Genomic DNA, 25,466 nt, shown 5'->3' with positions numbered 1-25,466 from the left:
TAGCCGTTCCAGGGGGCCGTCGGTCATGAAGTCCTGCGATCGGTGCGCGGCACGGGCTGGCGGAAATACAGCGTTTCGCTCCGCCGGTACGGTCGCTGGAGTAGCTCTGGCACGCATGCCTGGATGGCCAGGCATCGCGACAGTACACCGTTGGAAGCATAGAGGGTAGGCCATCGGGCCCGAGAAAAATCCTCGACCTCCTTCGTCCAACCGTCAGGCCGTGGCCTGGCGCTGTTTCCAGTGCCGGTACAAGGCGGGGATGTCCCCGGCGCACAGCAGCGGCATGGCTGCCTCGATATCGGCCAGTGGCCAGTCCCACCAGGCGATTTCCAGCAGGTTCTGGATATCGCCATCGGAAAAGCGCTTACGAATGGTCCGGGCCGGGTTACCGCCGACGATGGCATAGGGCTCGACATCGCCGGTCACCAGCGCGCGGCTGCCGATGATGGCTCCGTGGCCGACCCGTACGCCGGGCATGAACATCGCCTCGGTACCGATCCAGACGTCATGGCCGATCAGCGTGTCGCCGGCTGGCTGGTAGCCGTTCACGGCGTCGGCGAAGGCCGGCTCTTCGTGCATGAAGTGGAAGGGGAAGGTCGATGCCCATTCGGCGCGGTGTCCCTGGTTGCCGGCCATGATGAAGGCGGCGCCACTGCCGATCGAACAGAAACTGCCGATGACCAGCTTGTCCACGTCGTCGCGGTCCGGCATCAGGTAGCGGGCGCAGTCGTCGAAGGAATGCCCGTGATAGTAGCCGGAGTAGTAGCTGTAGCGCCCCACCCGAATGTTTGGGTTGCTGACCTGTTCCGAGAGCAGCTTGCCCCTGAAGGGGCTCTCGAAATAGTTGCCCATGACCGTCGTCCCTGTCCGTCGAAACCGCCAAGGGTAGCGCCTGGCGGGATAGCGGGCCAGCCTGGCGTGACGGCTGGCAGGCGCATCGGCGTTCAGCAGGCCGGACTGCTGAACGGCCAGGCCTGGAAAGGCTCCGAATAGTGCCTGCCGTGACGGAAGGCGAAGGGGAGTGCGTTGGCTTGTTGGTGCAGTTCCTCATTGTCGACGTTGAGGCAAAGCATCTGGATGTCCTGTGCCACCAGCAGCCGGTTCAGGTACTCGATGCTCTTGCGCTGGCGCAGGTTACGCGTCAGCGGGCCGGGGGCAAGCAGGCGCGCGTCCAGGCCCAGGTAATCGCAGAGGCCGGCGTCGACCTCGGCGAAGCACTGGCGAGCGTCGGTATCGATGCGTTGCGGGTGCAGCGCGATGCGCACGCCGCTGTCGCGTAGCCGGGCGAGGGACGCCAGGTACTCCGCCGAGGCGGGTTCCTGCTCGTCGATGGCCAGCAGCAGGCAGAGTTCAACCTGGTGCTGCTGCAATTGCCTGGCCGACGCCAGGAGCCGCTCGCAGACCCCGGCGTTGCCCAGGCTGCTGGCATGCAGGGGAATGAAGTTCTTGCCGAGCAGTTCGAGGTCGGTGTTGTGCCGGTGCACGCACAGGAGGCGCGCCAGCAGGTGCTTGACCGCCGCCTCGGCAAGCAGCGGCGGTGCGCCGGAAAGGAAGGCCGACAGGTCGACGCGCTGGCGCCGTTCGCGCAGGGAGAGCTTGCTGCCGACCAACGCGCCGTTCCTCGCATAGATGCCATGGGCGAAGAGCTCGAATCCGTCGTTCGCATCACGGTTGCCGAGGCAGAGCCATTTCAATGGCGGGGGCGTTCTGTCTGTCGCAGTCATAAGTGATGGCTCTATGGGCAAATCTCGCCAAGGCGCTCGGGCATGGAGCCCGCACGCAGGGTTGAGGGGTATCTAGCGGAGACGACCCTACCTCCCACGAATCAAGGTCTTTCGTCGGAAAACCCAGGGGGCAGGTAGGAGATCGGCTCGGCAATCGGCCGCCGAGGGTACTTCCGGTGTCGCCGCCAGGCCTGGTTGGTGGCGGCTTTTTCTCTGGTCTGTGCAGTGGTTCCGCTGTTACCGATTTTTCCGAGTGCGTTTGTGTTGCGGCATCGTTCGTTGGCGTCAGTCGGCGCCGATGCTGTCGATGAAGCCCTGGATCAGCGGTGAGGCTTGCTGTTTGCGCCAGACGAAATGGATATCGCTGGAGTCCAGGCCGGCTACCGGTTCGGCATGGAAACCCCGTCGCGTGGAGGGCCTGCGTGCAACGAAGCTCTCCGGCACGCAGGCGAAGCCGAGACCGGCCTCGATGCAGGCGAAGAGGCTCGGGTAGGACTCGATTTCCAGGGTTGCCCGCGGCTGGATAGCGCTCTCCGCCAGCCAGCGGTCGACCTGGCGGCGGTAGTGGCAAGTGTGGCCGAACACATAGAGTTCGAGGCCGGCGAGGTCCTCGGGAGTGGGCGCCGGCAGGTCGGCGGGAGTGACCCGCAACAGGCGCTCGCGGAAGGCCAGGCGGCTGGCCAGCAACGGGTGTTCGATGGGGCCGTCGGTGACGATCAGGTCCAGCTCTCCCTCCATCAGCAAGCGCTCGAGCAGCAGCGAATGCTCCGGGCGGATGTGCAGTTCAACGCCCGGCGACTCACGGCGGTAGCGGGCCAGGCGCTGGGGCAGGTGATTGGCCAGGGCCACGTCCAGTGCGCCGACCCGTAGCGCGCCGTGCGCCTGGTCGCCGGCGAACAGCGCGGCGGTCTCGTCGGCCAGCGCCAGCAGGCGCCGGGCATGGCGGTACAACAGGCGGCCCTCGGGGGTGACCAGCAGGCGGTTCCTTTCGCGATTGAACAGGGCTACGCCGAGTTGTCCTTCGAGTTCGCGCAAGCGGGTAGTGATGTTCGACGGCACGCAATGCAACTGTTCGGCCGCGGCTGCGATGGTGCCGCGTTCGACCACCGCGCAGAAGAATCCGAGTTGAGAGAGTTTCACATCATTCTCTTTAAGTGAGCGATTTGCTGATTATTGATTACTTTTAATGAGTAAAAGGCCACCCTAGCATGGACCTCGCGATCGCTTCCAACCCCATTTCACGAGGAAAGATTCCATGACCTACCACGTACTGGTTCAGTTCGACGTTCCCTCCGACAAGCGCGAAGCGTTCGCCGCGGCAGGCCTGTTCGATGCCAATGGCTCGTTGCAGAACGAACCGGGCACCCTGCGCTTCGAGGTGATCCGCGACGAGAACAACCGCAACCGCTTCTACCTCGACGAGGTGTACGAAGACGAGGCGGCGTTCCTCCAGCATTGCCGCAACGAAACCATCGCGCGCTTCTACGAACTGATCGACAGCTACGCCTTCGGTCCGCTTTTCCTGTTCAAGGGCTACCGCGTCGAGGGTTGATCCCCGCTCCGGCGGCTCGCCGCCGGACTCCACGGAGAGTTTCCATGCGAATCCTGCACAGCATGCTCCGCGTGGCCGATCTCGAGGCCGCGCTGGAGTTCTACACCCGCGCCCTGGACATGCGTCTGCTGCGGCGCCGGGACTATCCCGACGGCCGCTTCACCCTGGCCTTCGTCGGCTACCAGGACGAGTGCGCGGCCGCTGCCCTGGAGTTGACCCACAACTGGGACCGGGACGGCTACACCCAGGGCGACGGCTACGGCCACCTGGCCATCGAAGTCGGGGATGCCGCCGTCACCTGCGCCCGGGCCAGGGCGCTGGGCTATCGGGTCACCCGCGAGGCCGGGCCGATGCAGCACGGACGCAGCGTGATCGCCTTCCTCGAAGACCCGGACGGCTACAAGGTGGAACTGATCCAGAAGGGTACCCAGTTCGATTGAGCCCGCGACCAGGGGGCGACATAGCGGCTGCTGTCGTTCCGGCTCAGTCGCTGGCGTCGAATGCGGCGTGGAAGGCCACTATTCCTCGCGCCACGCGCCCACTGAAGGTCTGTGCCTGGAAGTATTCGGCGGGAACGCCGGGCAACGCCAGGCCGCTTTCCACCCGAAAGCCGAAGCGCGAGTAGTAGGTCGGTTCGCCCAGTACCACGCAGCCACCCGCGGGCAGCAGTCGCAACTCGGTAAGCAGGCGCCGGACCAACTGCGAACCGAGACCCTGGCGCTGTCGCCCGGGCGCCACCGATAGCGGCGCGAGGCCGTACCAGCCGCCCGCTTCGCCATCGATGGTCACTGGTGAGGCAGCGATATGGCCGATCACCTGGCCGTTCGCTTCGGCCACCAGCGAAAACGTCAGCGCGCCGGCACGGCGCAGGGCGTCGATGATGTACTGCTCGGTATGGCTGCTGTGCGTTTCGTTGCGGAACGCGGCTTCGGTCAGGCGAGCGATGGCGTCGATGTCGCCGGGCGTTTCCGCACGGATGGAAATATTCATGCAAGCACTCCTCGGAACCCCCGCCTTGTCCCGGCGGGGGCAATGGAAAAGGAAGAGGGTCAGCGATTGTCCGCCTGCGGGCGCACGGCTTTCAGCCCGGCCATGGATATCCGGTAGGGCCTGCCCTGGCGGGAGTGGACCAGGCCCTTGTTCTTCAGCCTGGAGAACACCGCCAGGGTGCAGTCGAGCAGCAGGTGGCCGTCGCGGTTGTAGCACTCGACGCGGGTGATCTTGCCCGAAGCGTCGCGAAGGAAGGCGATATGGCCGCCCTGGGCCAAGGCGTGAAGCGTCCGTTGTTCCGGCTTGGAAACGTTCATGTCGGTAGAACCTGTAATCATCGGTGTGACAACGCGGCCGCACTGCGCGAAAAGGCGCGTGCGAGCCATGGCGAAGGCAGATAACCGGCGACACCTCGTGCGGGATGACGAAGTGGCGGTTATCGGATGACTACTATCTCCAACATGCAAGCCTCGGATCGGGGAGGGCGCAGCCACGAAAGCGTGCTGCGATGCGGCAGTCTAACGAAGCTGGCGAAGCGACGGCAAGGAACTGCCTGCGTCGCCATGCCGCTGTGCGACGCTTGCGCCTTTGTGAGGGAGTTCGCCTCGCCCCGCGGCGGTCCGCGCTTTCATTATCGGGGGAAGCGGGAGGTATCCATGTTTCGCACGGCGCTGACGCTGTTCATGTCTTCGTTGGCAATTCCTGCCGTCGCCTCGATGAGATGTGGCACGCATCTGGTGGATGAGGGCGACAGCGTCGAGCAAGTCCTGGAAAGGTGCGGGCAACCGCTGAGCAGGATCGTCAACGAGCCTGCCCTGCGCAACAACGGCGTGCCCAAGTTGAATGCCGCACGCACCGAATTCTGGGTGTATGGCCCCAGTGGAGGCGTCTACCGACACTTGCGCTTCATCGATGGCAAGCTGGTCGAGATTCGGCTCGAGCGGAAGTGATACGAGGCTGTTGAGGAGTTATTCCTACAGATAATTACTAATTCGCTGCGGAACACCGTGAAAGAGCGCTGAGCGAGAAGACGAGCCGGGTGCGGGCCCAGGTGGACGCGTCTTCCGTCGTGTAGGAATTGCCCGATATCGGGCGGCGGGGCGGAAGGTTGCGGGCCACCCTGATCGCATACCTGAAAAGTTGGCGGCGTAATCTCCGCGATTTTCAGGCGAGGACGCGTCGTGTTGAAGTTATTGGTCGTGGTTGCTTCCCTGTTCATCGGCGGAGGCATGGCCATGGGAGAGCCCGGGGGGGCGGATGGGTTTTCCGCTGTCGCAGCGGTCGATCCGGGAGCGAACCCCGAAGCGCAACTGGACGGGGAGCCTCAGGAGGTCAGCGAAGCGCCGGCCTATCGCGTGGATGACCTCACCTTCCTGTACCTCACCCATGAGGTCTATCTGGAACCCTACGTTTCCTGCCGTCCGAAAGTCCTGGGCGAACGTTCGTATGTCGCCTGCTGGAACGAAACCTACTCCGGCCGCTCCCCGCTGAACTTCTGGGAATACGACGGGGGTGACTTCCTCGCCCTCAACGACCCGGCACGTGTGTTGGCCGAGGGGAAGTTCGCGAGCGAGCAGCACATCGGCGAAGCGCCCCTGCCGCTGCCTCTGGATATCGATCTGGACCAGTTGGAGCGGGCCTACTCGCTGATGATGTAAGGGAGAGGAACCTTCCAGCTGCGCCTCCACCGAAATCCATGGGGCGCTTCCGATCTTTCCCGGGCTTTAGGCGGGGAAAGCCTGAAAACAGAAAGCCCCTGGCACTGGTTGGTGTCAGGGGCTTTTGCATTGGGATCTGGAGCGGGCGAAGGGAATCGAACCCTTTAGACAGGAGTATCGGTGCATTGCAATGTGTTGCGATATGGCCAATTCTGTAGGCTATCAATTCGGATTCATGCTTTTGTGTTTCTTCGATTTCGACACTTTTTCGACACAGCACGCTCAATCGAGTGCGGGTATTCCGAATTTTTAAGTTTGCTCGCTGTGTTTTTCATAAATTATATAGCGTGGAGCTTAAGCTGAATAATTAAATTCTTGTGGTCACATAATTATGAAATGGTTGATATGATGGATAGTTCTCCAGTAGCGAAACATCAATTTCACTGGCGATCTTTTTATTGTGAATTGTGTTAAGGTATTTCTTTTCGCTTTGCTGTCTGACGAGTCTCTCTAGATGCTCTTTCGGGGACTTTACCTGTTCGATATCGGCGAAGGGTTTGATTTTCTTTTGGATTGCGAATACTCGCCTAATTGCCTCTGTGTCAGCTAGAAGCCATGCTTCTAGCTCTTCCCTCGGTATAATTATAAGTGTCGACGGGAATGAGCAGTTTTCAAGCTTTTTAGTAAGTTCCCGCTTTAAGTTTTCCTCCTTGTTTCTGTCAAGGTCGTGAAAGAGGAAAATGTGTTTGCACCCTTTTTTCTCTAACTGATCTACCCAGGCAGCGCATTTTGATTTTAGCTTTCCACAGCCTTTTCCTACGAAGTGCGTGATAGAGAAGGCTTCCTTTTTTAAGTATTTAGAAAGAATTTCTTTTATTACGTCTACGTCGCTATTGTCTTCGGCAATTACGCCAATTTTTGTCGCCATTATAAGTCTCCGTGTTTCCAGTACTCGCCGAGCCCGCCTACGTCGCGTAAATAGCTCTTCAGTTCTGCAAGTTCTTCGGGGCTTAAGCTATTTTTTAATGTGGAAACTTCTGTTCCTTCATTTGTTTTTGTTACTCTGAATACCTTGTTGAGTTCTAGTTGGTCTAATAACTGGTCTGAGTGGGTGGATACGATGATTTGTTTTTCTGAACTCAGGCTTTGAATGAGTTGGATGATGCTAGAGAGAAGCCCATGATGTATGCAAACTTCAGGTTCTTCAATTAGCATTATTTTGCTTTTGTCGGTTATTATGTAAAATATTAATGCTAGGATTCTGAATGTACCTTCAGATAGTTGGCTTGGAGAAAGTGAATTTTCAGAAATGTGGAAATTTGGAATGATAATGTTGTTTTTCTTCTCTTTTGATATAAGTCGTCCGCCGATTGCAACTTTATATGTGGCTGAAGATGTTTCTATTTCTTGGAACTTAATCTCATCGACGAGATTTAGACCATTCCGTCCAATGATGTCAATGAATTGTGCGTAACTTGAGCTTTTTGATTTGTAAGATGTATATAAGTCGTATAGAAATTTTTTGTGGCCTGAGATGGATATGCCTCTACGTGCGCCCATCTCGCTTTCTACTTCAAATGAAATAGGGCAATTAGATGGGTTGGTGAAGACGGATGCGCTGTAGTAACTAATTGATTTTACAAAATCCTTAATTTCTAAAAGGGTTTGAAAAACCTCTGAGGAGTTAGCGTGCGGATAGTTAGACTCTAGAAAATTCTTCAGAGGTTCAAACATATTCCGCCTGGATGACGCGTAGTCATGAAGGATATTTAAGGGAACCCCTATTTTTTTTCGTCTACCCGTAATTGAGTGTAAATACCAAGATTCTCTAGAGCTTATGATTTCGTCTTCATTTCGGTCGTTATTCGTAATGCTTATTTTGGCTTCATAGACAATCGGGTTTCCATTGTAATGGAAAGTCGCCTTTAATTCGCTATCAGAGAGGAAAGCACTGTTTTCTGTATTTTTATAGTATAGTGAGGCTCTGGTGTGTAGTAGACCACCGAGAAGTTGGATTGCGGATAGGATGTTCGTTTTTCCTGAGCCATTCCTTCCGATTAGAACAGAAAGATTTTTATTGGGTTCGAATTTTGTTGATACGCATGAGCGATAGTTGCTAATTTCGATTTTGGAGAGTGTTATTTCGGCCATGTTGTGCCTGCTTTAGTTTTTCTTCGTTTTAGGGAGTCAACCCATTGGGCTGAAGCTGCTCGCCGCAGTGCAGTAACGTGTCTTCATTCGATCACTGCTTACTTTGCGATCATTGTCATAACGTGCACGCCAGATTCTGCACTGCTCATGGAAATACTGCTTGGCAGCCTTACGACATTCGCGGTAGTCGATTGATCCGCGTCGGTGATTGGCGCAGACACTGGAGCCATCTATGTGATTGTTTACGGATAGCCATTCCGCTAGGTAGTTTGTACCGCCATTCCAGCTTTTGATCCACTTAGAGGTTCGTTCGTGGTTTGCTCGATTGGTTTGGCGTTGCTGTGTTTGCTGGGGCGCAGACACTACTCGATGGGATGCTGGCGGTGTGTAGGTATTGGCCGGTTTTTGCGGCCTGTAATTACTATCGTTATAAACAGTTTGCTTAGGCTGGTTCTGCTGATGATTGCGTGCATTAACACTTTCCCAAAAAAGCTCTTCTGATGTCTTTTGGGGCTGGTCTTGGGGAGTGTGAGCGTTAGGGGTGTGAGCAGATTTCTCAAGGTTAGAGGGTTGGCTGGGTTGTGGTTTTGGAAGGAAAGAGAGTTTATTTCCTACCATGTGTAAAGCCAACCCTGAAAGTCCTAGCCCTAGAGCAATTGCGAGCGACCATTTACCAAAGCTCTGGCTCCGCTTTCTTCTTAAGTACTCTGGTGCATCGTCCTTGTCAGCTTTCATTCTTGCCTTCCGTCCGTAGGGCATACCATCGCAGTGCTACTTTTCTAGTGATCGCTATCCCGCGTTTTGATTGGGCAAGTTTCGATTGGCTTCGTCATAGTCCGGGCTTGTTTGTCCTGCTTCCGGAGCGACTTGGCCGCTGGCGATCCATAGCGCATAGCTAGGGAACAGCTTTACCAGTACCTCAACCTCCTCGGTACTGATGCGAGCTTTCCGGTGGCGCAGATTCTTCCACCTGCTCCAAGAGATATCAGATTGCCTTACCAGTTCGTCAAGCCCAGCCTTATAGATCAAAGCTATAGCTCTATCCTGAATTGATTCCATTTTGATCTATAAAATTATCAGTTCAATATTTGAACTCTAAATCTGAACTGATAGACTCCGTTTGAGTTCAATAATTACACCGTGGATTTGCCCCTGCGGTGCTGTTGCAACGAATAGTGACGGAACGAGCATGGAACTGGAAGAGCTTAACCCCAGCGCCCTGATAGGGCCGCAACAGGATGTGGAGTCCATCGAACGGTGGGCGGAGCGCAACGGCATTAGCTATGGCACCGCCCGCGCCTGGGTTTACCGGGGTGTGCTGCCGTCCGTGAAGCTCGGAAAGCTGCGCATGGTGAATAGCGCGCTGCTTCGCAACTGGCTGTTGGAACAGGAGTGGACGGCATGAGCCGCACCGATCCGCAATTCAAGCTCCGTATGCCTCCAGCCCTTCGCGCTCGGGTTGAACAGGCTGCGAAAGCCTCGTTGCGCTCCCTGAACGCTGAACTGGTTCTCCGTATTCAGCAGAGCTTCGAAGGGGAGGGAGCTACTGATGCATCAGTGCAACTACCTACGCCAAACCCACGCCCCGGACTGCGCCTGCTCTGTGTGCTGGTCCGTAAGGCAGGCCATCCCATTGCACAGCCCGTCGCCGTGTCCGGATTGCCGGCCCCCTGGGCTGCCCTATCTGGAAGGTGGCCGCTGGATCTGCCGTCCCCGTTCCTTCTGCGCGAAACACGATCCGTCCCGGCGTCCGCCGAAGTACTGGCACGTTGTGTACGACAGCGGGAAGCCCACGCCCTTTGTGCCCGTGCGCGAAGCATTCCAACTGGAGGGCTGACCCATGCTCGCTAACACCCTGAAAGCGCTGCTCCTGCTCTGCCTGATCCGGGCCGCCCGCACTGTGGCCGATCCGGTCAAGGGCCGCGCTCCCGGCTCGTCGGAACAGCCTCACCGTTCCGGCGAACGGAAGCACGGGCGGAGCGCACCCTTGAACGCCTCCCCCCTGAAACAGCCTCCGCTGGGGAGTGTGGGGCATCTCCTCCGCCCCGCGCTCCCGAGCCCTCGGCGGCAAGAGCGGGATGACAAGGGCAGAGCCCTTGGTGTTGCTCTGCGGGTTCCAAGGGGAAGCGTTCCCCTTGGCCGTCGGAGACGACGTTGCGATAGGGGTCGTTACCCGGATGGGCTGAGACGAACACCCGTGGTTGGCTTGGTTCGCTAGCGAATAGAGCCCGGCCCGCAGGGATCGCCCGACAAATCACTTTCACCCAACACCGCTGAATGAAGGCGAAACAGCCGAATTTGCAGCAGCGGGACAACTCACGCCGAAAAAGGCGAATTGAAGGAGAAACACCGATGAACATGTTTGCAACCCAAGGCGGCGTCGTCGAACTGTGGGTCACCAAGACCGACACCTATACCTCGACCAAGACCGGGGAAATCTACGCCTCGGTCCAGTCCATCGCCCCGATCCCGGAAGGCGCCCGTGGCAACGCCAAGGGCTTCGAGATCAGCGAATACAACATCGAGCCGACCCTGCTGGACGCCATTGTCTTCGAAGGCCAGCCGGTGCTCTGCAAGTTCGCCAGCGTGGTCCGCCCGACCCAAGACCGTTTCGGTCGGATCACCAATACCCAAGTCCTTGTGGATCTGCTGGCCGTGGGCGGCAAGCCGACCGCGCCGACCGCCCAAGCCCCGGCCCGCCCGCAAGCGCAAGCCCAAGCCCCGCGCCCGGCCCAGCAGCCGCAGGGCCAGGACAAACAAGACAAGTCCCCGGACGCCAAGGCGTAAGCCGTAGGAGGCCGCGATGCTCCGCTATCTCTCGCTGTTCGCGGTAGGTCTGGCCACCGGCTACGCCTGGGGCTGGATCGACGGCCTAGCGGCCTCCCTGGCTGTTTGAGGACTGATCGCTATGTCAGGCGTTGTCGCTGTGCAGGTGTGTACCGCGTGGACCTCGACCCCCGAGGGCTTCATGGCGTGTCGCGAACTCGCATGGCAACAGGCCTACCTGATTCCGCCCGAGGCCGCTGGATACGTGGACATCCTGGTCAACGGTGGTTTCTCCCCGGAAGCCTTCGGCATCGGTGCCGCTGGCGTCCTGGGATCGTTCGTGACGGGGCTTTTGATTGGCTGGGTCGCGTCACTTCTTCGTAAAGCCAAGTAGAGAGGAAACACCATGAAAGCAATGAAGCAACGCATCGCCAAGTTCAGCCCGGTCGCCTCGTTCCGCAACCTGTGCATCGCCGGTTCCGTCACTGCCGCGACTTCGCTGCCGGCCTTCGCCGGGGTGATCGACACCAGCGCGGTGGAATCGGCGATCACCGATGGGCAGGGCGATATGAAGGCCATTGGCGGCTACATCGTCGGCGCCCTGGTGATCCTGGCCGTTGCCGGCCTGATCTACAGCATGTTGCGCAAGGCGTAACGGGTGCTCTGGTCGGTGTGGTTGGGGGCGTTCTTCGCCGGCGCCTTCATCACCGGGTACCGGACCGGCGAATTCTTCTAACCGAACAGACCGAGGCGGAAGCCCCCTCCGGAGTTTCCGGCAGGGGGCTTTTTCATGGGTGACTGGATGAGTAACAACGCACGTTCCGGCTTTGGCCGAATTCTTCCGCTGCTGGGCCTGCTGGTCTCGTTGCTGTGGCATTCCTTGGCGAGCGCGGACTTCTACCAATGGAAGATTTCCATCCCCGGAAAGCCCACGGCCTTCTTTCCATCCTATACGGCGGCGTGCCAGTACTACTTCGATAACACGTCGGCCAACTGGCTAAAGAAAATCAACAAGCTGAGCTACGACGTAGTTCAGTGCAGTGTTTCGGGTTCTGGCGGAATTACCTGGGAGCCGTCGGCTGCCATCTTGACTGGCGATAGCTGCCCTCCGGAACAAGAGATCGATCCCGCCGACGGTGCCTGCAAACCGCCGCCCGAAGAATGCAAGGAAGGCGAACTGTTCCCGGCCAAGGGGCCGGACTCGCCGGTAGTCACCTCGGGCGGGCGAAACTATGTCGGTGACGGTGGCGCTCCGACTGCCTGTTATCAAAGCTGCCAGTACGGCGGCAGTCCCAGCCCGGCCAGTTGCTATCTGGTCAAAGGCTCCACCACGACGGGCTTCTGCAATTACATCCTCAAGGGCACCGGGCAAAGCTGCGGCGCCGACTCCTATACCTTCGCGCAGACCGGCGACTCGCTGAACCCACCCGACACCCCGAACACCGATCCTTCCGACCCGAACGACCCCGGCTGCCCGCCCGGCTGGTCGTGGTCGGGGACTACCTGCGTCAAGACCCCGACCGATCCCACGGATCCAACCGACCCGACCACGCCGGGCGGTGATGGCGATGGCGGCGGCGATGGCAATGGCGGTGGAGACAACAACGGCGGCGGCAACGATGGCGGCACCGGCAATGGCGGCGACGGCAGCGGGGGAGGGGACGGCAACGGCGGGGGCGATGGTAGCGGCGACGGTGACGGCAGCGGCACGGGCGGCGATGGCAACGGCACCTGCGACCCGGCGAAAGAGAACTGCTCCACCGGCCCCGAAGGCCCCGGCGGCGAACTCAAGGAACCCACGCCCGGCAGCTGGGATGACGCTATCGCCACCTGGGAAAAGAAGGTCGAGGAAGCCAAGCAAGAACTCAAGACCAAGGTGAAGGCCAACGTCGATCAGATGAAGGGCGCGTTCGACCTCAACCTGGCGGAAGGCGGCGGGCAACTGCCCTGCGAGCCCATGACCATTTGGGGCAAGTCCTACTCCCTCTGTATCTCCGACTACGCCGGCCAACTCTCCAGCCTGCGCGTGGCGCTGCTGCTAATGGCCGCGCTGATCGCCGCCCTCATTCTGCTGAAGGACTGACCCTATGGAATGGCTCTCCGGTTTTCTCGATCAGATCATCGCCTTCTTCCAGTGGATCTGGGATTTCTTCGCCCAAGGCATCTATGACTTCGTGCGCGACGGACTGGTGGTCGCCACCAAGGCGTCGATGTACGCCGCGCTCCAGACCCTGATCCTGCTGATCGATGTCAGCTACACCGCCGCCCGCGAACTGATCGACAGCCTCGGCGTGCCGCAGATGATCCGCAGCATGTACGCCGCGCTGCCGGGGCCGATTGCGGCGGGTCTGGCCTTCTTCGGCGTGCCGCAGGCGCTGAACATCATCATGGTCGCGGCGGCGACGCGCTTCTGCATGCGCTTCGTGCCGTTCATTGGGAGGTGATCCGTGTCGATCAAGATCCACCACGGCCCCAATGGCTCCTACAAGACCTCCGGCGCTATCCAGGATGACGCCGTGCCCGCGCTGAAAGACGGGCGGGTGATCATCACCAACGTGCGCGGCTTCACCCTGGAGCGGGCCTATCAGGTCTTTCCGGACCTGCCCAACACGGCGGAGATCATCAACCTCGATCTGGAGTCGCTGGAAGACCTCGAAAAGATGCGCACGTGGTTCCAGTGGGCGCCCCGCGGGGCCTTCCTGATCTTCGACGAAACCCAACTGCTGTTTCCCAAGTCCTGGCGGGAAAAAGACCTCGAGCGCTTCGACTACCCCGGTGGACCGGAAGCGGCCCATGCGGCCGACCGCCCCATGGGCTGGCTCGACGCCTGGACCCGGCACCGGCATTTCAACTGGGACATTGTCCTCACCACGCCGAACATCTCCTACATCCGCGACGACATCCGCATGACCTGCGAGATGGCCTACAAGCATTCCAACCTCGCGGTGATCGGCATCCCTGGCCGCTACAAGGAGGCCCAGCATGACGCCCAACTCAACCGTCCGCCCGCCGATGGCACCATCATCGAGTACAAGCGGATCCGAAAGCAGACCTTCGCCCTCTACCAGTCCACGGCCACCGGCAAGACCCAGGACACCAAGGCGGGCAAGAGCCTCTTCCGGTCGCCTAAGCTGGTTCTTCTACTGGCATTGCTGGCCGGCACTATTGGCTTTGTCTGGTATATGGGGCCTCTGCGCACGATTGGCGGTCCGGCTGCTGCGACACCTGCCGACGCTCCTGGCGACCCTGCTCAAGCCCCTGCTGCGCCCGCTGCTGTGGCTGCTCCAGCGCGTCCTGCTGCGAATAGCTTTCTTCCTCCTGGGCTTGTACCTGATGGGCCTGCTGCTGCGCCTGTTGATCTGAACGCCCATCCCTTCGCCGATCGGCGGATCTCCATCCTTGCCCACGCCTACCGCAAGTCGCGGGGCGATATCTACATGTTCGCCCTGGACGATCCCACGGGCCGGCACCTGGAACTCACCAGTTGGCAACTGATCGGCTCCGGCTACCGGGTGACGCCCAAGGGCGAGTGCGTCGTAGAGCTTCGCTATGAGGACTGGAAACAGACCGTCACCTGTGCCGGGAGGCAGGCCGGCGCGGTGGCCAGCATCGCTCCGGCAGCGCCTGTCGCCGCGTCCGCAGACGCACCGGCCAGGGGTCAGTCGCCGCTGACCATCGTCCCCGATTCCGAATACGCCTCGCGGCCCTGGAGGCACAAATGATCGATTGGGAATTCCTCGTTCCGGTGGCGATGGGCTGGGCGCTGCATCACTGGTGGACGGTGATGACGGCGCTAGCGGCGGTAGGGGTGCCGCCATGAGGGGCGGGCCGCGCCGCCGGCCGGGAGCGCAAGGCATGAGCGATAGGCCGAAGGCGCGGCCGACGCCCCTGTAACACGTCAGATAAGCCACCTATTGCGGTTTCAATTCGTACCAATTTGGATCGTTAAAGATGAAGAAAATCAGCCATCAAATTCGCGTCAGTATCGAGTCGGACGGTCAGGTCTTGGAAAGCCCGAAAGGGCGGTTGTTCTTCGACGACACCACGGCTCAATTCACCGATCTGTCAGGCGTGCGCATTCTGCGTTGCGGCGTGGATACGGTGCGGCAGTTGTACAACGGCAAGCTCCGGCCGGAAGTCATGGCGCTGTTTGACCTGTCGGTGGATGTGGTCGAGTTCGCCGGCTACGAATGGTCCAAGGGCCGTATCGGTCGCGACTCCGGCTATCAGTACCGCCTGCAGAACGCTGAAATGGGTCTGATCCTGCTAATCAAGAATCACAACATCAAGGTCGACACCATTGGCTCGCACCTCAAGATCGAGGTATCGCCTCACGCCCTCGATGGCGCCGATCCGCGCATCCTCCAGGGCGTGCTGGATGATTTGGCCGCTGCCGTGCTGAGTCACTGCGAAACCAACCAAGCCGCTGTGCATATCGCCCTGGACGTACAAGGCTGGAAACCGCCTCGCGATCTGGTGGATCGCATGCATTGTCGCTCGCGTCGGGTGCGCCAGATCAGCGGGATCGAGCGGATCGAGTTCGACGGCAACGCCTCGGTCTACGGGCGTGGCGAGACGTACATGTTCGGCTCGGCCAACGGTCTGCAACTGTCGATCTATAACAAGACCCTCCAGGCTCGGGCCACCGACAAGCTCGACTATTGGGAAAGCGTGTGGGCAACCCTGAACGGGGATCCGTTCGGCGATGGCGACCCGGCCTATAACCCCCTGGAAACGGTCTGGCGGCTCGAATTCCGCTTCCATCACTCCATCGTCCAGCAGTTCTCCGAAGGCTCGCGTATGGCCTCGGGGGAGGTCATTGGCTGCCGCACCTATGAGGGCCTCTGCCCGCATCTGCAAGGACTGTGGAACTACGCCTGCGAAAGCTTCAAGCTGCTGAGCCGGACGGCGGTCTACGATCCGTTCTGGAGCCTGATCAGCCAGGACGCCCGTGTCCAAGTCGAGTGCGATCCGCTGATCGAGCGCACCGAGTATCGGCGCTACTACAAGACCGCCAAGGGCTTCAGCGGGCGCAACTGCGAGATGTTCCTTGGCCAGTTCGTGAGCCTGATCGCGCGGGAGCGTGTCCCGGCAAAAAAGGCTATTGAGTCCGCCCGCAAATTGGAGTTCTGGCACGTTATCGAAGACCACTATCTCGCCAAGGGTTGGACTCGTCGCGATCTGGAAAGGCACATACACAAGCTGATGTGTGATCGGTATCTGCGGCGGGGGTATGCCGTCTAATGTCGATCACCAAGCTCCCCGATGGCCGTTGGTTCGTCGATGTAGAACCGATCAAGGGCAAGCGCTTTCGCAAGCGGTTCAAGACCAAGATGGAGGCGCAGCAATTCGAGGCCACCGCGCGTCAGAAGTGTGCGGAAAATCCCTGCTGGACGCTCAGGCCGAAGGACCGTCGGCGTCTCTCGGAGTTGGTCGAACTCTGGTATGAACTGCACGGCCAGACCCTGAGCAACGGGCATCGTTGCGTGGCGATTCTGCGGTTGGTGGCAAAGGACCTGGGCGACCCGGTCGCTGTCTCCCTGGAGCCTGCGAAAGTGGCTCGGTTGCGTAGCCGACAGATAGCCAATGGCATGTCGGGCAAGACCGCGAACAACCGTCTTGGCTACCTCAAGTCCATGTACAACGAATTGCGCCAACTCGGCGTCATTGACTATGAGAATCCGGTAGGGCGCATGCGGCCGCTCAAGCTTCAGGAAAGACCGCTGTCGTACCTGACCAAGCATCAGGTGTCCGAACTGCTTACGGCCCTGGATGCGCGCACCACGTCGCCACATCCGAAGATGGTCGCTCGTATCTGCCTCGCGACAGGGGCTCGATGGGGTGAGGCTCAGGCGCTGACGCCGGAACGTCTGAAAGGTAATACGGTGATCTTCGCCAACACTAAGTCCAAGCGTGTGCGCTCGGTGCCGATCTCGGAAGAATTGGGCGCCGACCTTCGCCGGCATTGGCAGACCCACGGGCCGTTCACGAACTGCCTTGGCGTGTTCCGCCTGGTGCTGCTGTCGACCTCCATCAAGCTGCCGAAGGGGCAGGCCAGCCACGTACTGCGCCACACGTTCGCCAGTCACTTCATCATGAACGGCGGGCACATCGTGACGTTGCAGCACATCCTGGGGCACGCCTCGTTATCGATGACGATGCGATATGCGCATCTATCGGAAGAGCATCTATCCGAAGCTGTGAAATTGAATCCGCTTAACGTTATCCGTGTTGGGTAGGCTGCAATAGCACAGGGTCGGGATCGCTCTGTGGCCAGAATACAAGGCCAAACGGGTCTGCTTTAACGAGAATTCCTGGCTCGTTGACTTGCCATTGGTTCATGTCTTCGGCTGTGACGATTATTGCCTCAACGGTTCCAGTTGTTTGGCCGGATTCAATTAAGACTGCATCGCCGATCTTTATCTGTTTGCCGCAAAGGTAATGCATGTGGGGATTCCTTTTCGCGATGGCTACGGATGCATTATCGACACTTTTTCGACACGTTTCCGATCCCCAAAAAAGCAAAGCCCCCGAAACGCTAGGCATTTCAGGGGCTTGGCAGGGTGATCTGGAGCGGGCGAAGGGAATCGAACCCTCGTCATGAGCTTGGGAAGCTCAGGTAATGCCATTATACGACGCCCGCTCGGACGGCTTTTGCGGCCAGGGCGCCTTTTTACCAGATGCGCGGCGGCAGGTGAAGCCCGGGGCGGGGTTTTTGTTGATTTCGCTGGGTTTTTCCGCCAGGGGAGCGGGGCTCCCCGTGGCGGTGGCGGTTAGCTGGCGAGGGCGGCGAGGGGGACGCTGGCGCCGTTGGGCTGGGGGCGGTAGATCGGGTTGAGCGGCTGCGTGCGCTGCGGGCGGAGGAAGGCCAGCAGGGCGTCCTGGGTCTGTTGCCAGGCGGCCTTGTGCTCGACGTCGATGAAGTGGCCGGCATTGCGGATGGTGTGAAATTCCGCGCCGCGGATCAGTTGGCCGAACTGGCGGGCTTCGTGGGGCGTGGTGTAGATGTCCAGCTCGCCGTTCATGAACAGCACCGGGATCTCGATGCCGGCGAAGCTCTCGGTATAGCTATCGGCGTTCAGGCGCAGCACTTCGCGGATATGGAAGTGCATCTGGTGGTATTCGTGCTCGTCCAGGCTGCTGACGTGGCGGAAGTTGTAGCGCTTGAACAACTGCGGCAGGTAGCGGCCGATGGTTTCGTTGACCAGGTTGCCGACCTGGGTGCGATCGCAGGCGGCGAGGTAGTCGAGGCCGCGATGCAGGTAGTCGAGCATGGCCGGGTTGAGCTGAGGCGAGAATGAGTTGACCACCGCCCTGCGGATCCGTCCGGGACGCTGCGCCAGGGCCAGCAGGGTGGCGACGCCGCCCCACGAGAACGACATCACCACGTCGGCGCGGAAGCGTTCGATCAGTTCCAGCAGGATCCTGGCCTCGCATTCCTTGCTGATCGGCGTGCGGTTTTCGTTATGGGGTTTGGACTGGCCGGCATACGGCTGGTCGTAGAGCACCACGTTGTAATGCGGCTGCAGGTACTTCACGGTCTGGGCGAAGGACGCTGTGGTCGACAGCGAGCCGTTGACCAGGATGATGGTCTGCTGCGCCGAGGGGTTGCCGTAGAACTCGGTGTGAATCCTGTATTGCCCGTGGATCTCGATGATGGCTGTTTCCGGCCTCATGTCGCTTCCTCCTGGAATCGTTCGATGGGAACGCGGCGACCTGCTTGTCGCGGCGAATACAAAATGCTCATGGGCAGATGAAAGCGCCTCCCAATGACAGTTGAATGTCATTCGGATGGATTTAATAAACTTTTAATTTTCAACGACTTACAGGCAAATAGAGTTCGTCAGAAACCCTTTCGGGTCTTGGCGATGCGGCTATTGGCCGGGCAGGAAAGGCCGGCGCCGAAGCGCGGGCAGTCACGCGGGCTTTCTTGGAAGTCGTTTGTGACCGATCGGTCACAACGTGAGCGTCAGTTAAGCAGCCGGCGTGCCGGGCTGCAAGCCCTGTTTCGCTTGTGGATGGGGGAAGAAGGGAAGGAATCCGACGAAATGCCGCCGGGCAAGCGCCGATGCCGCGATTTCGGGGGGCCGGGAAGGAGAGGGGCGGCGCGGCCGCCGCCCCGGTGGTTCACTTGAGCAGGCTGGCGATGACTTCCGACGTGCGTGCCGCACGTGCCACGGCGCAGCTCTGCGGAGCGAGGAAGCGCGAGGTTTCCAGCCACTTCGGCTGTGGGTAGTAGGCGAACACGTAGCTGCCGCGCTTGAGGGTGTTGATCAGCCGGGCGGCCACGGCCGGGCGTACCGCAGGGCAGCCCTGGCTGCGGCCCAGGCGGCCGAGCCCGGGAACCACCCTGGGATCGGCGTAGGCGGCGGAGTGCATGACGATGGCGCGTTCTTCGCTCTTGTCGTTGAAACCCGGCTCCAGGCCAACCAGGCGCAGCGACTGGCCGTGCTTGCCGGTATAGAGCTGGCCGGTCTGGAACAGCCCGATCGACGACTGGTAGCTGTTCGGCCGGTTGGAGAAGGAGGTGGCAAGGTCATCGCCGCTGTTCTTGCCGTGGGTCACCCACTCTTCGAAGAGCAGCTTGCGGGCCTTCAGGTCGAATACCCAGAGGCGCTTGTCGCGCGACGGCCGCGAGTAGTCGATCACCGTCAGCAGGCCGTTGTCGTCACCCTGGCTCGCACTCGCGCAGGCATAGGCGGTGAGGGCCAGTTCGAGGGTCGGCAGGCTGGCCTGGGGAGCGAGTTTCTGAAGGTCCTTGGCGGAGGGAAGTGGCATGGCGAACACCGGCCCGCTGGCCATTGCGCAAAGGGTGGCGCCCGCCAGGCTCAGCCTGCGCAGGGCGGCACGGAGGAAGGTTGGCATACGAGCAGTATTCCCATCGGTTCAGTGTGGTTTTTACCGGATGAGAGGCATTGTGCTCGATTTTTGAACAACTTGCCGACTACTTTTTAAGCGATTTCGTCGGATTGTTCGGTGTTTCCGTGGCGATCACCGTGAAATCGGAGTCGCTGTGGGTGTCCCGGGTCGAGGCCCAGTCGGTGATCACCAGGGTACTGCCGACGTCCATGGCGCTCAGCATTTCGCGGACGAAGGTCGGGTCCATGCGGATCTTGCCCAGTTGCTCGGAGGGTGTCAGGCCCTGTCCCGGGTTGCTCACCTGGACCACCGACCAGCGCAGGTTCGGCGAGGTCTCGCCGATTTCGTCCAGGGTCGGCTTTTCCAGCAGCGAGAACACCGCCATGCCGGTTTGCGGGCGTGCCGGCAACTGCACCGGTGCGGTGCCTATGCGCTGGCCGCCACGGTAGACATAGGCGCGCTGGTCGGCGCGGCTGATCAGCACCGACAACGGACCGCGCTCCGCGCCGGGGTCGTTCCAGGCGATCTCTCCGGGCTCTACCGGCAGCGTCACCGGTCGCCCGTCCGCTACCGTCGGCGCCAGCAGGCCGGGGTGGTCGACTTCCTTCGGCGCGCTGCTGGCGTTGGAAATGATTACCGTGGTGGAGCTGAATCCGGTGATGCCGTAGAGCTTCTTGGCGAACGCCATAGGCAGGCGGATGCAGCCGTGGGAGGCGGGATAGCCGGGCAGGTTGCCGGCGTGCAGGGCGATGCCGTCCCAGGTAAGGCGCTGCATGTAGGGCATGGGCGCGCTGTTGTAGAGGTCGGACTTGTGGTCGACGCTCTTTTGCAGGATCGAGAACACTCCGGTCGGGGTCTCCCGGCCCTTCTTGCCGGAGCTGAGGGTGCTGACCCCGATGGCGATACCGTTGCGGTAGATGTAGGCCTTCTGTTCGGTAAGGCTGACCACGATGGTCACCGGTCCCTGCGGGGAAACCTCCGGGTACCAGAGGTACTCGCCGGGCTTCATGCTCTTCAGCCGCGCCTTGATGTCGGCCGGCGGCAAAGGCGCGTTCGCTGGGCTGGCGGGCGCCGCGTGGAGGCTGCCGACGGCGAAGGCCAGCAGCAGTACGGCAAGGGATCTTTTCATCGGCGCTTTCTCTTGCTCCATGCGGGAAAGGCTGTCGCTCCGACAGACGCCATTCAGCTTAGCGTCGCTCGCGACGGCCGGCCAAACCCCTGCGGTCCGGCCTCTTTCGGTGGACAGGCGGCGGGCGGCGGGGTTTCACACCGAACAGATTTCTTCAGCATTCAGGGGGCGCCAGGCACCCGGCGGCAACTGCGGGTCGAGACAAATATCGCCCATGCGCTCGCGGTGCAGGCGCAGCACCTTGTTGTCGAAGTGGCCGAACATGCGCTTGACCTGGTGATAGCGGCCTTCGTGCAGGGTCAGGCGGGCGCAGCGTGGGCCGATCGGTTCGAGCTGCGCGGGGAGGGTGATCAGGTCTTCGAAGCGGAAGTGGAGGCCGGCGGCGAAGGCATCCACGTAGCGTTGGTCGATGGGCGCCTCGGTTTCCACGTAGTAGACCTTGTCGCGCCGGCTGCCCGGCAGGGTCAGGCGGCGCGACCACTGGCCGTCGTTGGTCAGCAGCATCAGGCCGGTGGTGTTGTAGTCGAGACGACCGCCAATGTGCAGGTCGTCGCGCTGGTCTTCCGGGAACAGGTCGAGGACGGTCGGGTGTTGCGGGTCGCGGGTGGCGCTGACGCAGCCCATCGGTTTATGCAGCATGTAGTAGCGCGCCGGCTTGCCAGCCTGGAGCAGCCGCTCGTCCAGTTCCACCCGGCTGAAGACACGCACTTCGTGGGTGCCGTCGCGCACCACCTGGCCGTCCACGCGCAGGCGTCCACCGGCGATCAGCATCTGCGCGTCGCGGCGGCTGAGTTCGGGCAGGTTGGCGAGGAAGCGGTCCAGGCGCATCAGTCGTCGGCGTCGGGCGGCAATAGTTGCGCGCAGCGCGGGCAGAGGCAGGCACGGCGGCGCAGCTCGGCGGGAATCCGCTCCAGTGCGGTCGCATCGATTTCCGTGGTGAAGCACCAGCAAGCCTGGGCGGCGCTAGCGGGATCGGCCAGGGTGCAGCGGTTGGATTGCTGGCACAGCGGGCAGCGGCCGGGGTCGATTTCGCTGTTCATGGCGCGGCGCGGTGGATGGCTGGCGGGTGCCCAGGGTGCAGCGCCCGGCGCGCGGATGCAAGCATCGCGCGCCGGGCGGGGCGTTTCAGCGGCGAACGGCGTTGGTGATCCAGGGCTCCAGGCGCTGGCCGAAGCTGAGGTGCAGTTCCAGCGGCGCTAGCCGGTAGTTTTGTCCGTCGACTTTGGCGAATACCGCGTGCCATTGTCGTGGCACGTTGATCGCGGCGAGGTCGGTACGGCTGATGTAGCCGCCGATCAGCGTCCTGCCTTCGTCGACCGCGGACCAGGGACGCACCCGGCCCTTGACGATGGCGTAGCGCTGGCGCTCGGGGTAGCGCTGGCGCAGGGCGGCCAGGTCGAGGCCGGTGTCGACGATGAACAGTCGGCTGGCCTCTCCCTGCTCATGCTTCAGTTGGTGGCGAGCGGCCTCCATCTGGCTGGACAGCATTTCGTCCTTGGGCAGGGCCTTGCTGCGGGCGCGGGCCTCGGCCAGGCGCTCCTCGGCCAGGCGTACTTCGCGGCGATAGGCCGGGCCGTCGAGCTCCAGGACCAGTAGCACCTGTTTTTCCTGTTGGCGGCGGTAGCGCCGTACGCTCTCTTCGTCGAGCGCGTCCGGGATGCTGAAACCGAGGGCGCGCATCTGCTCGGGCGGCAGCGGGGGCGCGAGGTCATTGGGCGGCTCGCCGTTCGGCGAGCGAAGCTCCAGGCGCAGTTCGACGCCACTGTTCTCTTCGCTCCAGAAGCCGTAGGACCAGTTGCGCTGGAGTTCGCGCTGACTGAGCACCAGCTTGCTTTCGGCCTCGCCGGACCGGTTCCAGGCGACGCCACCGAGGGCGGCCAGGTTCGCCGCCAGCAGCAGGAGGCTGCCGGCGATCAGGGCGTTGCGACGGTTGCGATTCATGCGTCAGTCCTCGCGGCGATGCCCAGGGGCGTGCGCAGGCGGCGCAGGACCAGCAGGATCAGCAAGGCGCTGAGGCCGAGCACCAGGAAGAACAGGTACTTCGGCATCGCTTCCCACCACCAGTCGAAGAACTTGGTGTAGAGGAAGATGACGAAGAAGGTGATCCCGGTATTGCTCACGTCGGCCCAGTTGCGTCGCGCGCCGAGCCAGATCACCAGGGCGGCGGCGACGAAGCCGGCGACCTGGTAGAGCCCCTCGATGAGCGCCGACGGCAGCGCCAGGTAGCTGCCTGAGCCCCAGTTGGCCAGCACCAGCATCGGCAGGAACAGGCCGAGCAGGGCGAACACCCGGTAGATCACGGCGAAGCCGCTGAAGTTGCGCTGCTCGAAGCACAGCGGCACGGCGAAGATCAGCGCGGCGGCGGGGAAGAAGTTCTCCGGTCGCTCGCCTACGCCCAGCCAGTAGCCGCCGCCCCAGGTGCCGACGCGCGCGGCGATGAAACCCATCACGCAGAGGATCGCCGCCGCCAGCAGCAGGCGGGCGTTGCACAGGTAGGCCAGGAGCAGGGCGTAGAGCGCCCAGGGCACCAGGGCCAGGTCGCTGGGGGTGACGTTGAATATCTGCCCGAGCATGGTCAGGTCGAGGACGAAGCAGGCGAACGCGACCATCGCCGCCAGCTTGCTGAAGTAGCCAGAGGTGTCCTTGGCCTGGACCCAGAGTGTGGCGAAGAACGCGACGAAGGCGCTGCCGACCAGGATCGCCACCTGGGCGACGGTAGGGAACAGGCCCCAGAAGCGATAGAACAGCAGGAACACGCTGGCGGCGAAGGCCAGGGCGCCGAAGAACGAGGCCACCCGCATGCCCAGCGAAAGTTGCTGGCTGCGCAGGTCGTGGTCGATGTCGAAACGGTCGCGGTAGCTGTCCAGCAGGGCCAGGTGATAGTCGGCGAGTTGCCGGGCCTGGGTCGGTTCGAGGCGGAACGCCTGCTCCTGGTCGAGGCGTTGCAGCTCGCGCTGGAACACCAGGATGTCGTTGGCGCGCTGCTGTGCCTGGGCGCGGTCGATGGGTTGCATGCATGCTCCTTGAGCCTTGCCGGCGGGGCCGACAGTCCTTGATCCGCGCACTCTACCGAGAAACGCCGGCGGCGGTCACGCCCTGGAGGGGCCTGTCGTTGGTCGGATTCAGGGAATTTCCGTTTTTCCCTTCGGTCTCTAGTGCAGCCGGGTTGCAACCGCCGCAACCGGCTTCCCGCTCCATCGGGATCTTGTCCAGGCGTGGTTCGGCTGCGTTCTGCGATGAAGGAGAATGCTGATGGTCATGCGATTGATCGGGCTGCTGCCGGCGGCCTTCCTGGGGAGCGGTTGCAGCGGGGGGCCGGGCGACTGCGGCGAACTGGACTTCGACCAGGGTTACTACGGCTACCATCGCGGCGGCCCGCCCCATTGTCCTCCAGGCCAGGCCAAGAAAGGCTGGTGCTGAGCCCGCTCCCTTTTCCCGAGTCTTCACGTCGTATGCGCGCCTCGTAGCGTCGCCGGTCGTCCGGCTGGCGGCGGGGCCGCAGGAGGCTGCCATGTGGCGCACATTCCTGAGAGTCCCGCTTCTTCTGCTTCTCGCCAGCCTAGGTGGCTGCGCGGTGTATGACTACGACTACGATGACGGCGACTGGCGCCGCTATCGCGGCCAGCCCTACGCCTACGAAGTGCCACGCTATCGCGTCTACGACGATGGCTGGCGTAGCGAACGGCGCTACTACTCGACGCGCTACTACGACCAACGCTACTACCCGGCGCCACGCCGCTACGATGGCCACCGCGACTACCGGCGCGAGCAATATCGCTACCCGCAGCGCCACCACGAATCGCGCCCGGCCCATCGCGGCGAGCGGCATCCGGGCAACTGGCAGCGCGGTGGCCAGCCGCAATGGCGCGGGCATTCTCCGCAACGCTGGCAGCAACACGGTGGGCGGGATCGTCCGCGGCACCGGGGCCAGCAGGGCGGGGCGCCTCGCTGGCGCAACTGAGGTGCGCAAGCAAAGACGGCGCCTGCGGGCGCCGTCGTGCTTTCCAGTCGAAAGTGCGGACCCCCTCGGCGCATTTGCTCGGCACACTCTGCCGACATCGAAACGAGGAGGTTCCCCCATGAGTCATTTCCTGTCGTTCGCCAAGGGCGCCCTGGCGATGTTCTGGCTCGTCGCGCTGGTCAACCTGGCCTACCCGCTGGGCGAGTTGCATCGACCGATCCTGCTGTTGTCCGGCGTGCTGGTGCTGGTCCATGCCGCCGAGATCCTGCTGCTCAACGGGCGTCTCAAGGCGCGCCCGGCACCTTGGCTGGAGCGCCTCCAGGTGCTGCTGTTCGGCGTCCTGCACCTGCGTAGCCTCGGCTGATTTACCCAGGCTTTACCCTCGCCGCGGGCACCGCCCGCGCGCCGCGCAGTCCGATGTGCAGGCTCCGGAACAGGCATTCCTCCGGCATCCGCAGGAGAGGCCGGAGCCGCACAGGAGGCGCCATGCGTCGTTTGCTTTCCTTGCTGATCCTCGTCCTGCCGTTGTCGGCCTGCGTGGTCTACGACCGCGACGACCACCGGTATCGTCCCGACTACCGCTACGAGCGCTATCACGACCGTGACCGTGACAACCGCGGGCGCGACTGGAACCGTACCTGGCAGGAGCGCCGCGACGACGCTCGCTGGCGCTGAG

The 25,466-nt window shown here is 61.5% G+C and carries 35 protein-coding genes, 1 tRNA gene and 1 pseudogene; 19 read left to right on the top strand and 18 right to left on the bottom strand.

The window, feature by feature from the left end:
- Positions 1–213: 213 nt before the first annotated feature.
- From catB to HMPREF2914_RS06215, 3 genes are all read right to left on the bottom strand, one after another.
- On the bottom strand, positions 214–852 hold the full coding sequence (catB, locus tag HMPREF2914_RS06225; protein WP_014603252.1) for a type B chloramphenicol O-acetyltransferase: 639 nt from the start codon (positions 850–852) through the stop codon (positions 214–216).
- Positions 853–944: 92 nt separating this feature from the next.
- The gene (gene toxR / locus HMPREF2914_RS06220; protein WP_023092205.1) at positions 945–1,724 is read right to left on the bottom strand and encodes a toxA transcriptional regulator ToxR; all 780 of its coding nucleotides are present in this window, start codon (positions 1,722–1,724) and stop codon (positions 945–947) included.
- A 285-nt stretch (positions 1,725–2,009) separates the two neighbouring features.
- Positions 2,010–2,864 carry a LysR family transcriptional regulator gene (locus tag HMPREF2914_RS06215; RefSeq protein WP_009315224.1) on the bottom strand — a complete coding sequence of 285 codons (855 nt, stop codon included), beginning with the start codon at positions 2,862–2,864 and terminating at the stop codon, positions 2,010–2,012.
- Positions 2,865–2,979: 115 nt separating this feature from the next.
- Here HMPREF2914_RS06215 and HMPREF2914_RS06210 point away from each other — a divergent pair, with 115 nt between their 5' ends.
- Positions 2,980–3,276: a heme-binding protein gene (locus tag HMPREF2914_RS06210; protein ID WP_003085421.1), complete on the top strand. Its 297-nt coding sequence runs from the start codon at positions 2,980–2,982 to the stop codon at positions 3,274–3,276.
- Positions 3,277–3,320: 44 nt separating this feature from the next.
- Positions 3,321–3,716: a lactoylglutathione lyase gene (gloA, locus tag HMPREF2914_RS06205; protein WP_009315225.1), complete on the top strand. Its 396-nt coding sequence runs from the start codon at positions 3,321–3,323 to the stop codon at positions 3,714–3,716.
- A gap of 43 nt (positions 3,717–3,759) precedes the next feature.
- On the opposite strand, the gene HMPREF2914_RS06200 is transcribed toward gloA, so the two are convergent.
- Positions 3,760–4,266, bottom strand: coding sequence for a GNAT family N-acetyltransferase (locus HMPREF2914_RS06200; protein WP_009315226.1), 507 nt, complete (start codon positions 4,264–4,266; stop codon positions 3,760–3,762).
- A 59-nt stretch (positions 4,267–4,325) separates the two neighbouring features.
- Entirely contained in the window at positions 4,326–4,583 is a 258-nt protein-coding gene (locus HMPREF2914_RS06195; RefSeq protein ID WP_003085431.1) for a YjhX family toxin, read from the bottom strand.
- Between the two features lie 339 nt (positions 4,584–4,922).
- Between HMPREF2914_RS06195 and HMPREF2914_RS06190 the strand changes: the two genes are divergently transcribed.
- Positions 4,923–5,216 (top strand): DUF2845 domain-containing protein, encoded by a 294-nt coding sequence (locus HMPREF2914_RS06190; protein ID WP_003141121.1) that lies wholly within the window; start codon positions 4,923–4,925, stop codon positions 5,214–5,216.
- Positions 5,217–5,447: 231 nt separating this feature from the next.
- Positions 5,448–5,924 (top strand): hypothetical protein, encoded by a 477-nt coding sequence (locus HMPREF2914_RS06185; RefSeq protein ID WP_023434603.1) that lies wholly within the window; start codon positions 5,448–5,450, stop codon positions 5,922–5,924.
- A 367-nt stretch (positions 5,925–6,291) separates the two neighbouring features.
- Here the strand turns inward: HMPREF2914_RS06185 and HMPREF2914_RS31235 are convergent, their stop codons facing one another.
- Genes HMPREF2914_RS31235 through HMPREF2914_RS32905 form a run of 4 tightly spaced genes read right to left on the bottom strand, consistent with a single transcriptional unit; the run spans position 6,292 to position 9,134 of the window.
- On the bottom strand, positions 6,292–6,852 hold the full coding sequence (locus HMPREF2914_RS31235) for a DUF4276 family protein (RefSeq protein WP_071537913.1): 561 nt from the start codon (positions 6,850–6,852) through the stop codon (positions 6,292–6,294).
- A complete protein-coding gene (locus HMPREF2914_RS31230) occupies positions 6,852–8,075 on the bottom strand; it encodes an AAA family ATPase (RefSeq protein WP_023092204.1) in 1,224 nt (407 codons plus the stop codon). The genes HMPREF2914_RS31235 and HMPREF2914_RS31230 overlap by 1 nt, the downstream gene beginning before the upstream one ends.
- A gap of 36 nt (positions 8,076–8,111) precedes the next feature.
- Positions 8,112–8,810, bottom strand: coding sequence for a hypothetical protein (locus tag HMPREF2914_RS31225; protein WP_023092203.1), 699 nt, complete (start codon positions 8,808–8,810; stop codon positions 8,112–8,114).
- A 54-nt stretch (positions 8,811–8,864) separates the two neighbouring features.
- Positions 8,865–9,134 (bottom strand): hypothetical protein, encoded by a 270-nt coding sequence (locus HMPREF2914_RS32905; RefSeq protein WP_047925767.1) that lies wholly within the window; start codon positions 9,132–9,134, stop codon positions 8,865–8,867.
- Between the two features lie 130 nt (positions 9,135–9,264).
- On the opposite strand from HMPREF2914_RS32905, the gene HMPREF2914_RS06180 reads away from it, so the two are divergent.
- The 11 genes and pseudogenes from HMPREF2914_RS06180 to HMPREF2914_RS06125 all read left to right on the top strand — a co-directional run bounded on the left by HMPREF2914_RS06180 (position 9,265) and on the right by HMPREF2914_RS06125 (position 17,080).
- Positions 9,265–9,480, top strand: a complete 216-nt coding sequence (locus tag HMPREF2914_RS06180) for a hypothetical protein (RefSeq protein WP_016852068.1) — start codon at positions 9,265–9,267, stop codon at positions 9,478–9,480.
- Positions 9,477–9,608: pseudogene (locus tag HMPREF2914_RS32605) on the top strand (Arc family DNA-binding protein); the annotation flags it as partial. The gene HMPREF2914_RS06180 and the pseudogene HMPREF2914_RS32605, both read left to right, overlap by 4 nt.
- 16 nt (positions 9,609–9,624) lie before the next feature.
- Positions 9,625–9,912 (top strand): lysogeny maintenance protein PflM, encoded by a 288-nt coding sequence (locus HMPREF2914_RS32600; protein WP_023092202.1) that lies wholly within the window; start codon positions 9,625–9,627, stop codon positions 9,910–9,912.
- 515 nt (positions 9,913–10,427) lie between these two features.
- On the top strand, positions 10,428–10,862 hold the full coding sequence (locus HMPREF2914_RS06165; RefSeq protein ID WP_003115097.1) for a hypothetical protein: 435 nt from the start codon (positions 10,428–10,430) through the stop codon (positions 10,860–10,862).
- A gap of 121 nt (positions 10,863–10,983) precedes the next feature.
- Positions 10,984–11,235 carry a hypothetical protein gene (locus HMPREF2914_RS06155; RefSeq protein ID WP_003115979.1) on the top strand — a complete coding sequence of 84 codons (252 nt, stop codon included), beginning with the start codon at positions 10,984–10,986 and terminating at the stop codon, positions 11,233–11,235.
- Between the two features lie 12 nt (positions 11,236–11,247).
- The gene (locus HMPREF2914_RS06150) at positions 11,248–11,496 is read left to right on the top strand and encodes a major capsid protein (RefSeq protein ID WP_003125072.1); all 249 of its coding nucleotides are present in this window, start codon (positions 11,248–11,250) and stop codon (positions 11,494–11,496) included.
- Between the two features lie 135 nt (positions 11,497–11,631).
- The gene (locus HMPREF2914_RS06145; RefSeq protein WP_023092201.1) at positions 11,632–12,924 is read left to right on the top strand and encodes a hypothetical protein; all 1,293 of its coding nucleotides are present in this window, start codon (positions 11,632–11,634) and stop codon (positions 12,922–12,924) included.
- Positions 12,925–12,928: 4 nt separating this feature from the next.
- Positions 12,929–13,285 carry a DUF2523 family protein gene (locus HMPREF2914_RS06140; RefSeq protein WP_003114150.1) on the top strand — a complete coding sequence of 119 codons (357 nt, stop codon included), beginning with the start codon at positions 12,929–12,931 and terminating at the stop codon, positions 13,283–13,285.
- Between the two features lie 3 nt (positions 13,286–13,288).
- Entirely contained in the window at positions 13,289–14,563 is a 1,275-nt protein-coding gene (locus tag HMPREF2914_RS06135) for a zonular occludens toxin domain-containing protein (RefSeq protein WP_023092200.1), read from the top strand.
- Positions 14,564–14,792: 229 nt separating this feature from the next.
- Positions 14,793–16,085: a hypothetical protein gene (locus HMPREF2914_RS06130; RefSeq protein ID WP_003115206.1), complete on the top strand. Its 1,293-nt coding sequence runs from the start codon at positions 14,793–14,795 to the stop codon at positions 16,083–16,085.
- Positions 16,085–17,080 carry a phage integrase gene (locus HMPREF2914_RS06125; protein ID WP_023090792.1) on the top strand — a complete coding sequence of 332 codons (996 nt, stop codon included), beginning with the start codon at positions 16,085–16,087 and terminating at the stop codon, positions 17,078–17,080. The genes HMPREF2914_RS06130 and HMPREF2914_RS06125 overlap by 1 nt, the downstream gene beginning before the upstream one ends.
- On the opposite strand, the gene HMPREF2914_RS32290 is transcribed toward HMPREF2914_RS06125, so the two are convergent.
- The 9 genes from HMPREF2914_RS32290 to HMPREF2914_RS06085 all read right to left on the bottom strand — a co-directional run bounded on the left by HMPREF2914_RS32290 (position 17,064) and on the right by HMPREF2914_RS06085 (position 23,843).
- A complete protein-coding gene (locus HMPREF2914_RS32290) occupies positions 17,064–17,288 on the bottom strand; it encodes a hypothetical protein (protein ID WP_073675491.1) in 225 nt (74 codons plus the stop codon). The genes HMPREF2914_RS06125 and HMPREF2914_RS32290 overlap by 17 nt on opposite strands.
- Before the next feature lie 122 nt (positions 17,289–17,410).
- Positions 17,411–17,484 (bottom strand) — tRNA-Gly (locus HMPREF2914_RS06120).
- A 130-nt stretch (positions 17,485–17,614) separates the two neighbouring features.
- Positions 17,615–18,517, bottom strand: a complete 903-nt coding sequence (phaG, locus tag HMPREF2914_RS06115; protein WP_003085447.1) for a (R)-3-hydroxydecanoyl-ACP:CoA transacylase — start codon at positions 18,515–18,517, stop codon at positions 17,615–17,617.
- A gap of 451 nt (positions 18,518–18,968) precedes the next feature.
- Positions 18,969–19,706 carry a murein L,D-transpeptidase catalytic domain family protein gene (locus HMPREF2914_RS06110; RefSeq protein ID WP_023092198.1) on the bottom strand — a complete coding sequence of 246 codons (738 nt, stop codon included), beginning with the start codon at positions 19,704–19,706 and terminating at the stop codon, positions 18,969–18,971.
- A 79-nt stretch (positions 19,707–19,785) separates the two neighbouring features.
- Positions 19,786–20,829 (bottom strand): L,D-transpeptidase, encoded by a 1,044-nt coding sequence (locus HMPREF2914_RS06105; protein WP_003134392.1) that lies wholly within the window; start codon positions 20,827–20,829, stop codon positions 19,786–19,788.
- A 135-nt stretch (positions 20,830–20,964) separates the two neighbouring features.
- Positions 20,965–21,657: a pseudouridine synthase gene (locus tag HMPREF2914_RS06100; RefSeq protein ID WP_015503463.1), complete on the bottom strand. Its 693-nt coding sequence runs from the start codon at positions 21,655–21,657 to the stop codon at positions 20,965–20,967.
- Entirely contained in the window at positions 21,657–21,869 is a 213-nt protein-coding gene (locus HMPREF2914_RS06095; protein ID WP_015503462.1) for a cysteine-rich CWC family protein, read from the bottom strand. The genes HMPREF2914_RS06100 and HMPREF2914_RS06095 overlap by 1 nt, the downstream gene beginning before the upstream one ends.
- Positions 21,870–21,954: 85 nt before the next feature.
- The gene (locus HMPREF2914_RS06090; RefSeq protein ID WP_023092197.1) at positions 21,955–22,770 is read right to left on the bottom strand and encodes a DUF4824 family protein; all 816 of its coding nucleotides are present in this window, start codon (positions 22,768–22,770) and stop codon (positions 21,955–21,957) included.
- Positions 22,767–23,843, bottom strand: coding sequence for a DUF2157 domain-containing protein (locus HMPREF2914_RS06085; protein WP_009315241.1), 1,077 nt, complete (start codon positions 23,841–23,843; stop codon positions 22,767–22,769). Before HMPREF2914_RS06085 ends, HMPREF2914_RS06090 begins: the two co-directional genes overlap by 4 nt.
- A 232-nt stretch (positions 23,844–24,075) precedes the next feature.
- Here HMPREF2914_RS06085 and HMPREF2914_RS06080 point away from each other — a divergent pair, with 232 nt between their 5' ends.
- The 4 genes from HMPREF2914_RS06080 (at position 24,076) to HMPREF2914_RS06065 (ending at position 25,465) form a co-directional block, all read left to right on the top strand.
- Positions 24,076–24,249, top strand: a complete 174-nt coding sequence (locus HMPREF2914_RS06080) for a hypothetical protein (protein ID WP_073668223.1) — start codon at positions 24,076–24,078, stop codon at positions 24,247–24,249.
- A gap of 91 nt (positions 24,250–24,340) precedes the next feature.
- The gene (locus tag HMPREF2914_RS06075; RefSeq protein ID WP_023980567.1) at positions 24,341–24,790 is read left to right on the top strand and encodes a hypothetical protein; all 450 of its coding nucleotides are present in this window, start codon (positions 24,341–24,343) and stop codon (positions 24,788–24,790) included.
- A 118-nt stretch (positions 24,791–24,908) separates the two neighbouring features.
- On the top strand, positions 24,909–25,154 hold the full coding sequence (locus HMPREF2914_RS06070) for a DUF1145 domain-containing protein (RefSeq protein WP_003085479.1): 246 nt from the start codon (positions 24,909–24,911) through the stop codon (positions 25,152–25,154).
- A gap of 122 nt (positions 25,155–25,276) precedes the next feature.
- Positions 25,277–25,465 carry a hypothetical protein gene (locus HMPREF2914_RS06065; RefSeq protein ID WP_009315243.1) on the top strand — a complete coding sequence of 63 codons (189 nt, stop codon included), beginning with the start codon at positions 25,277–25,279 and terminating at the stop codon, positions 25,463–25,465.
- Position 25,466 lies beyond the last annotated feature (1 nt).

Source organism: Pseudomonas sp. HMSC067G02 (assembly GCF_001813485.1).
GTDB lineage: Bacteria > Pseudomonadota > Gammaproteobacteria > Pseudomonadales > Pseudomonadaceae > Pseudomonas > Pseudomonas aeruginosa.
Note: the sequence above shows the minus strand (reverse complement) of the source record. Positions and strands in the feature narration are given on the sequence as shown.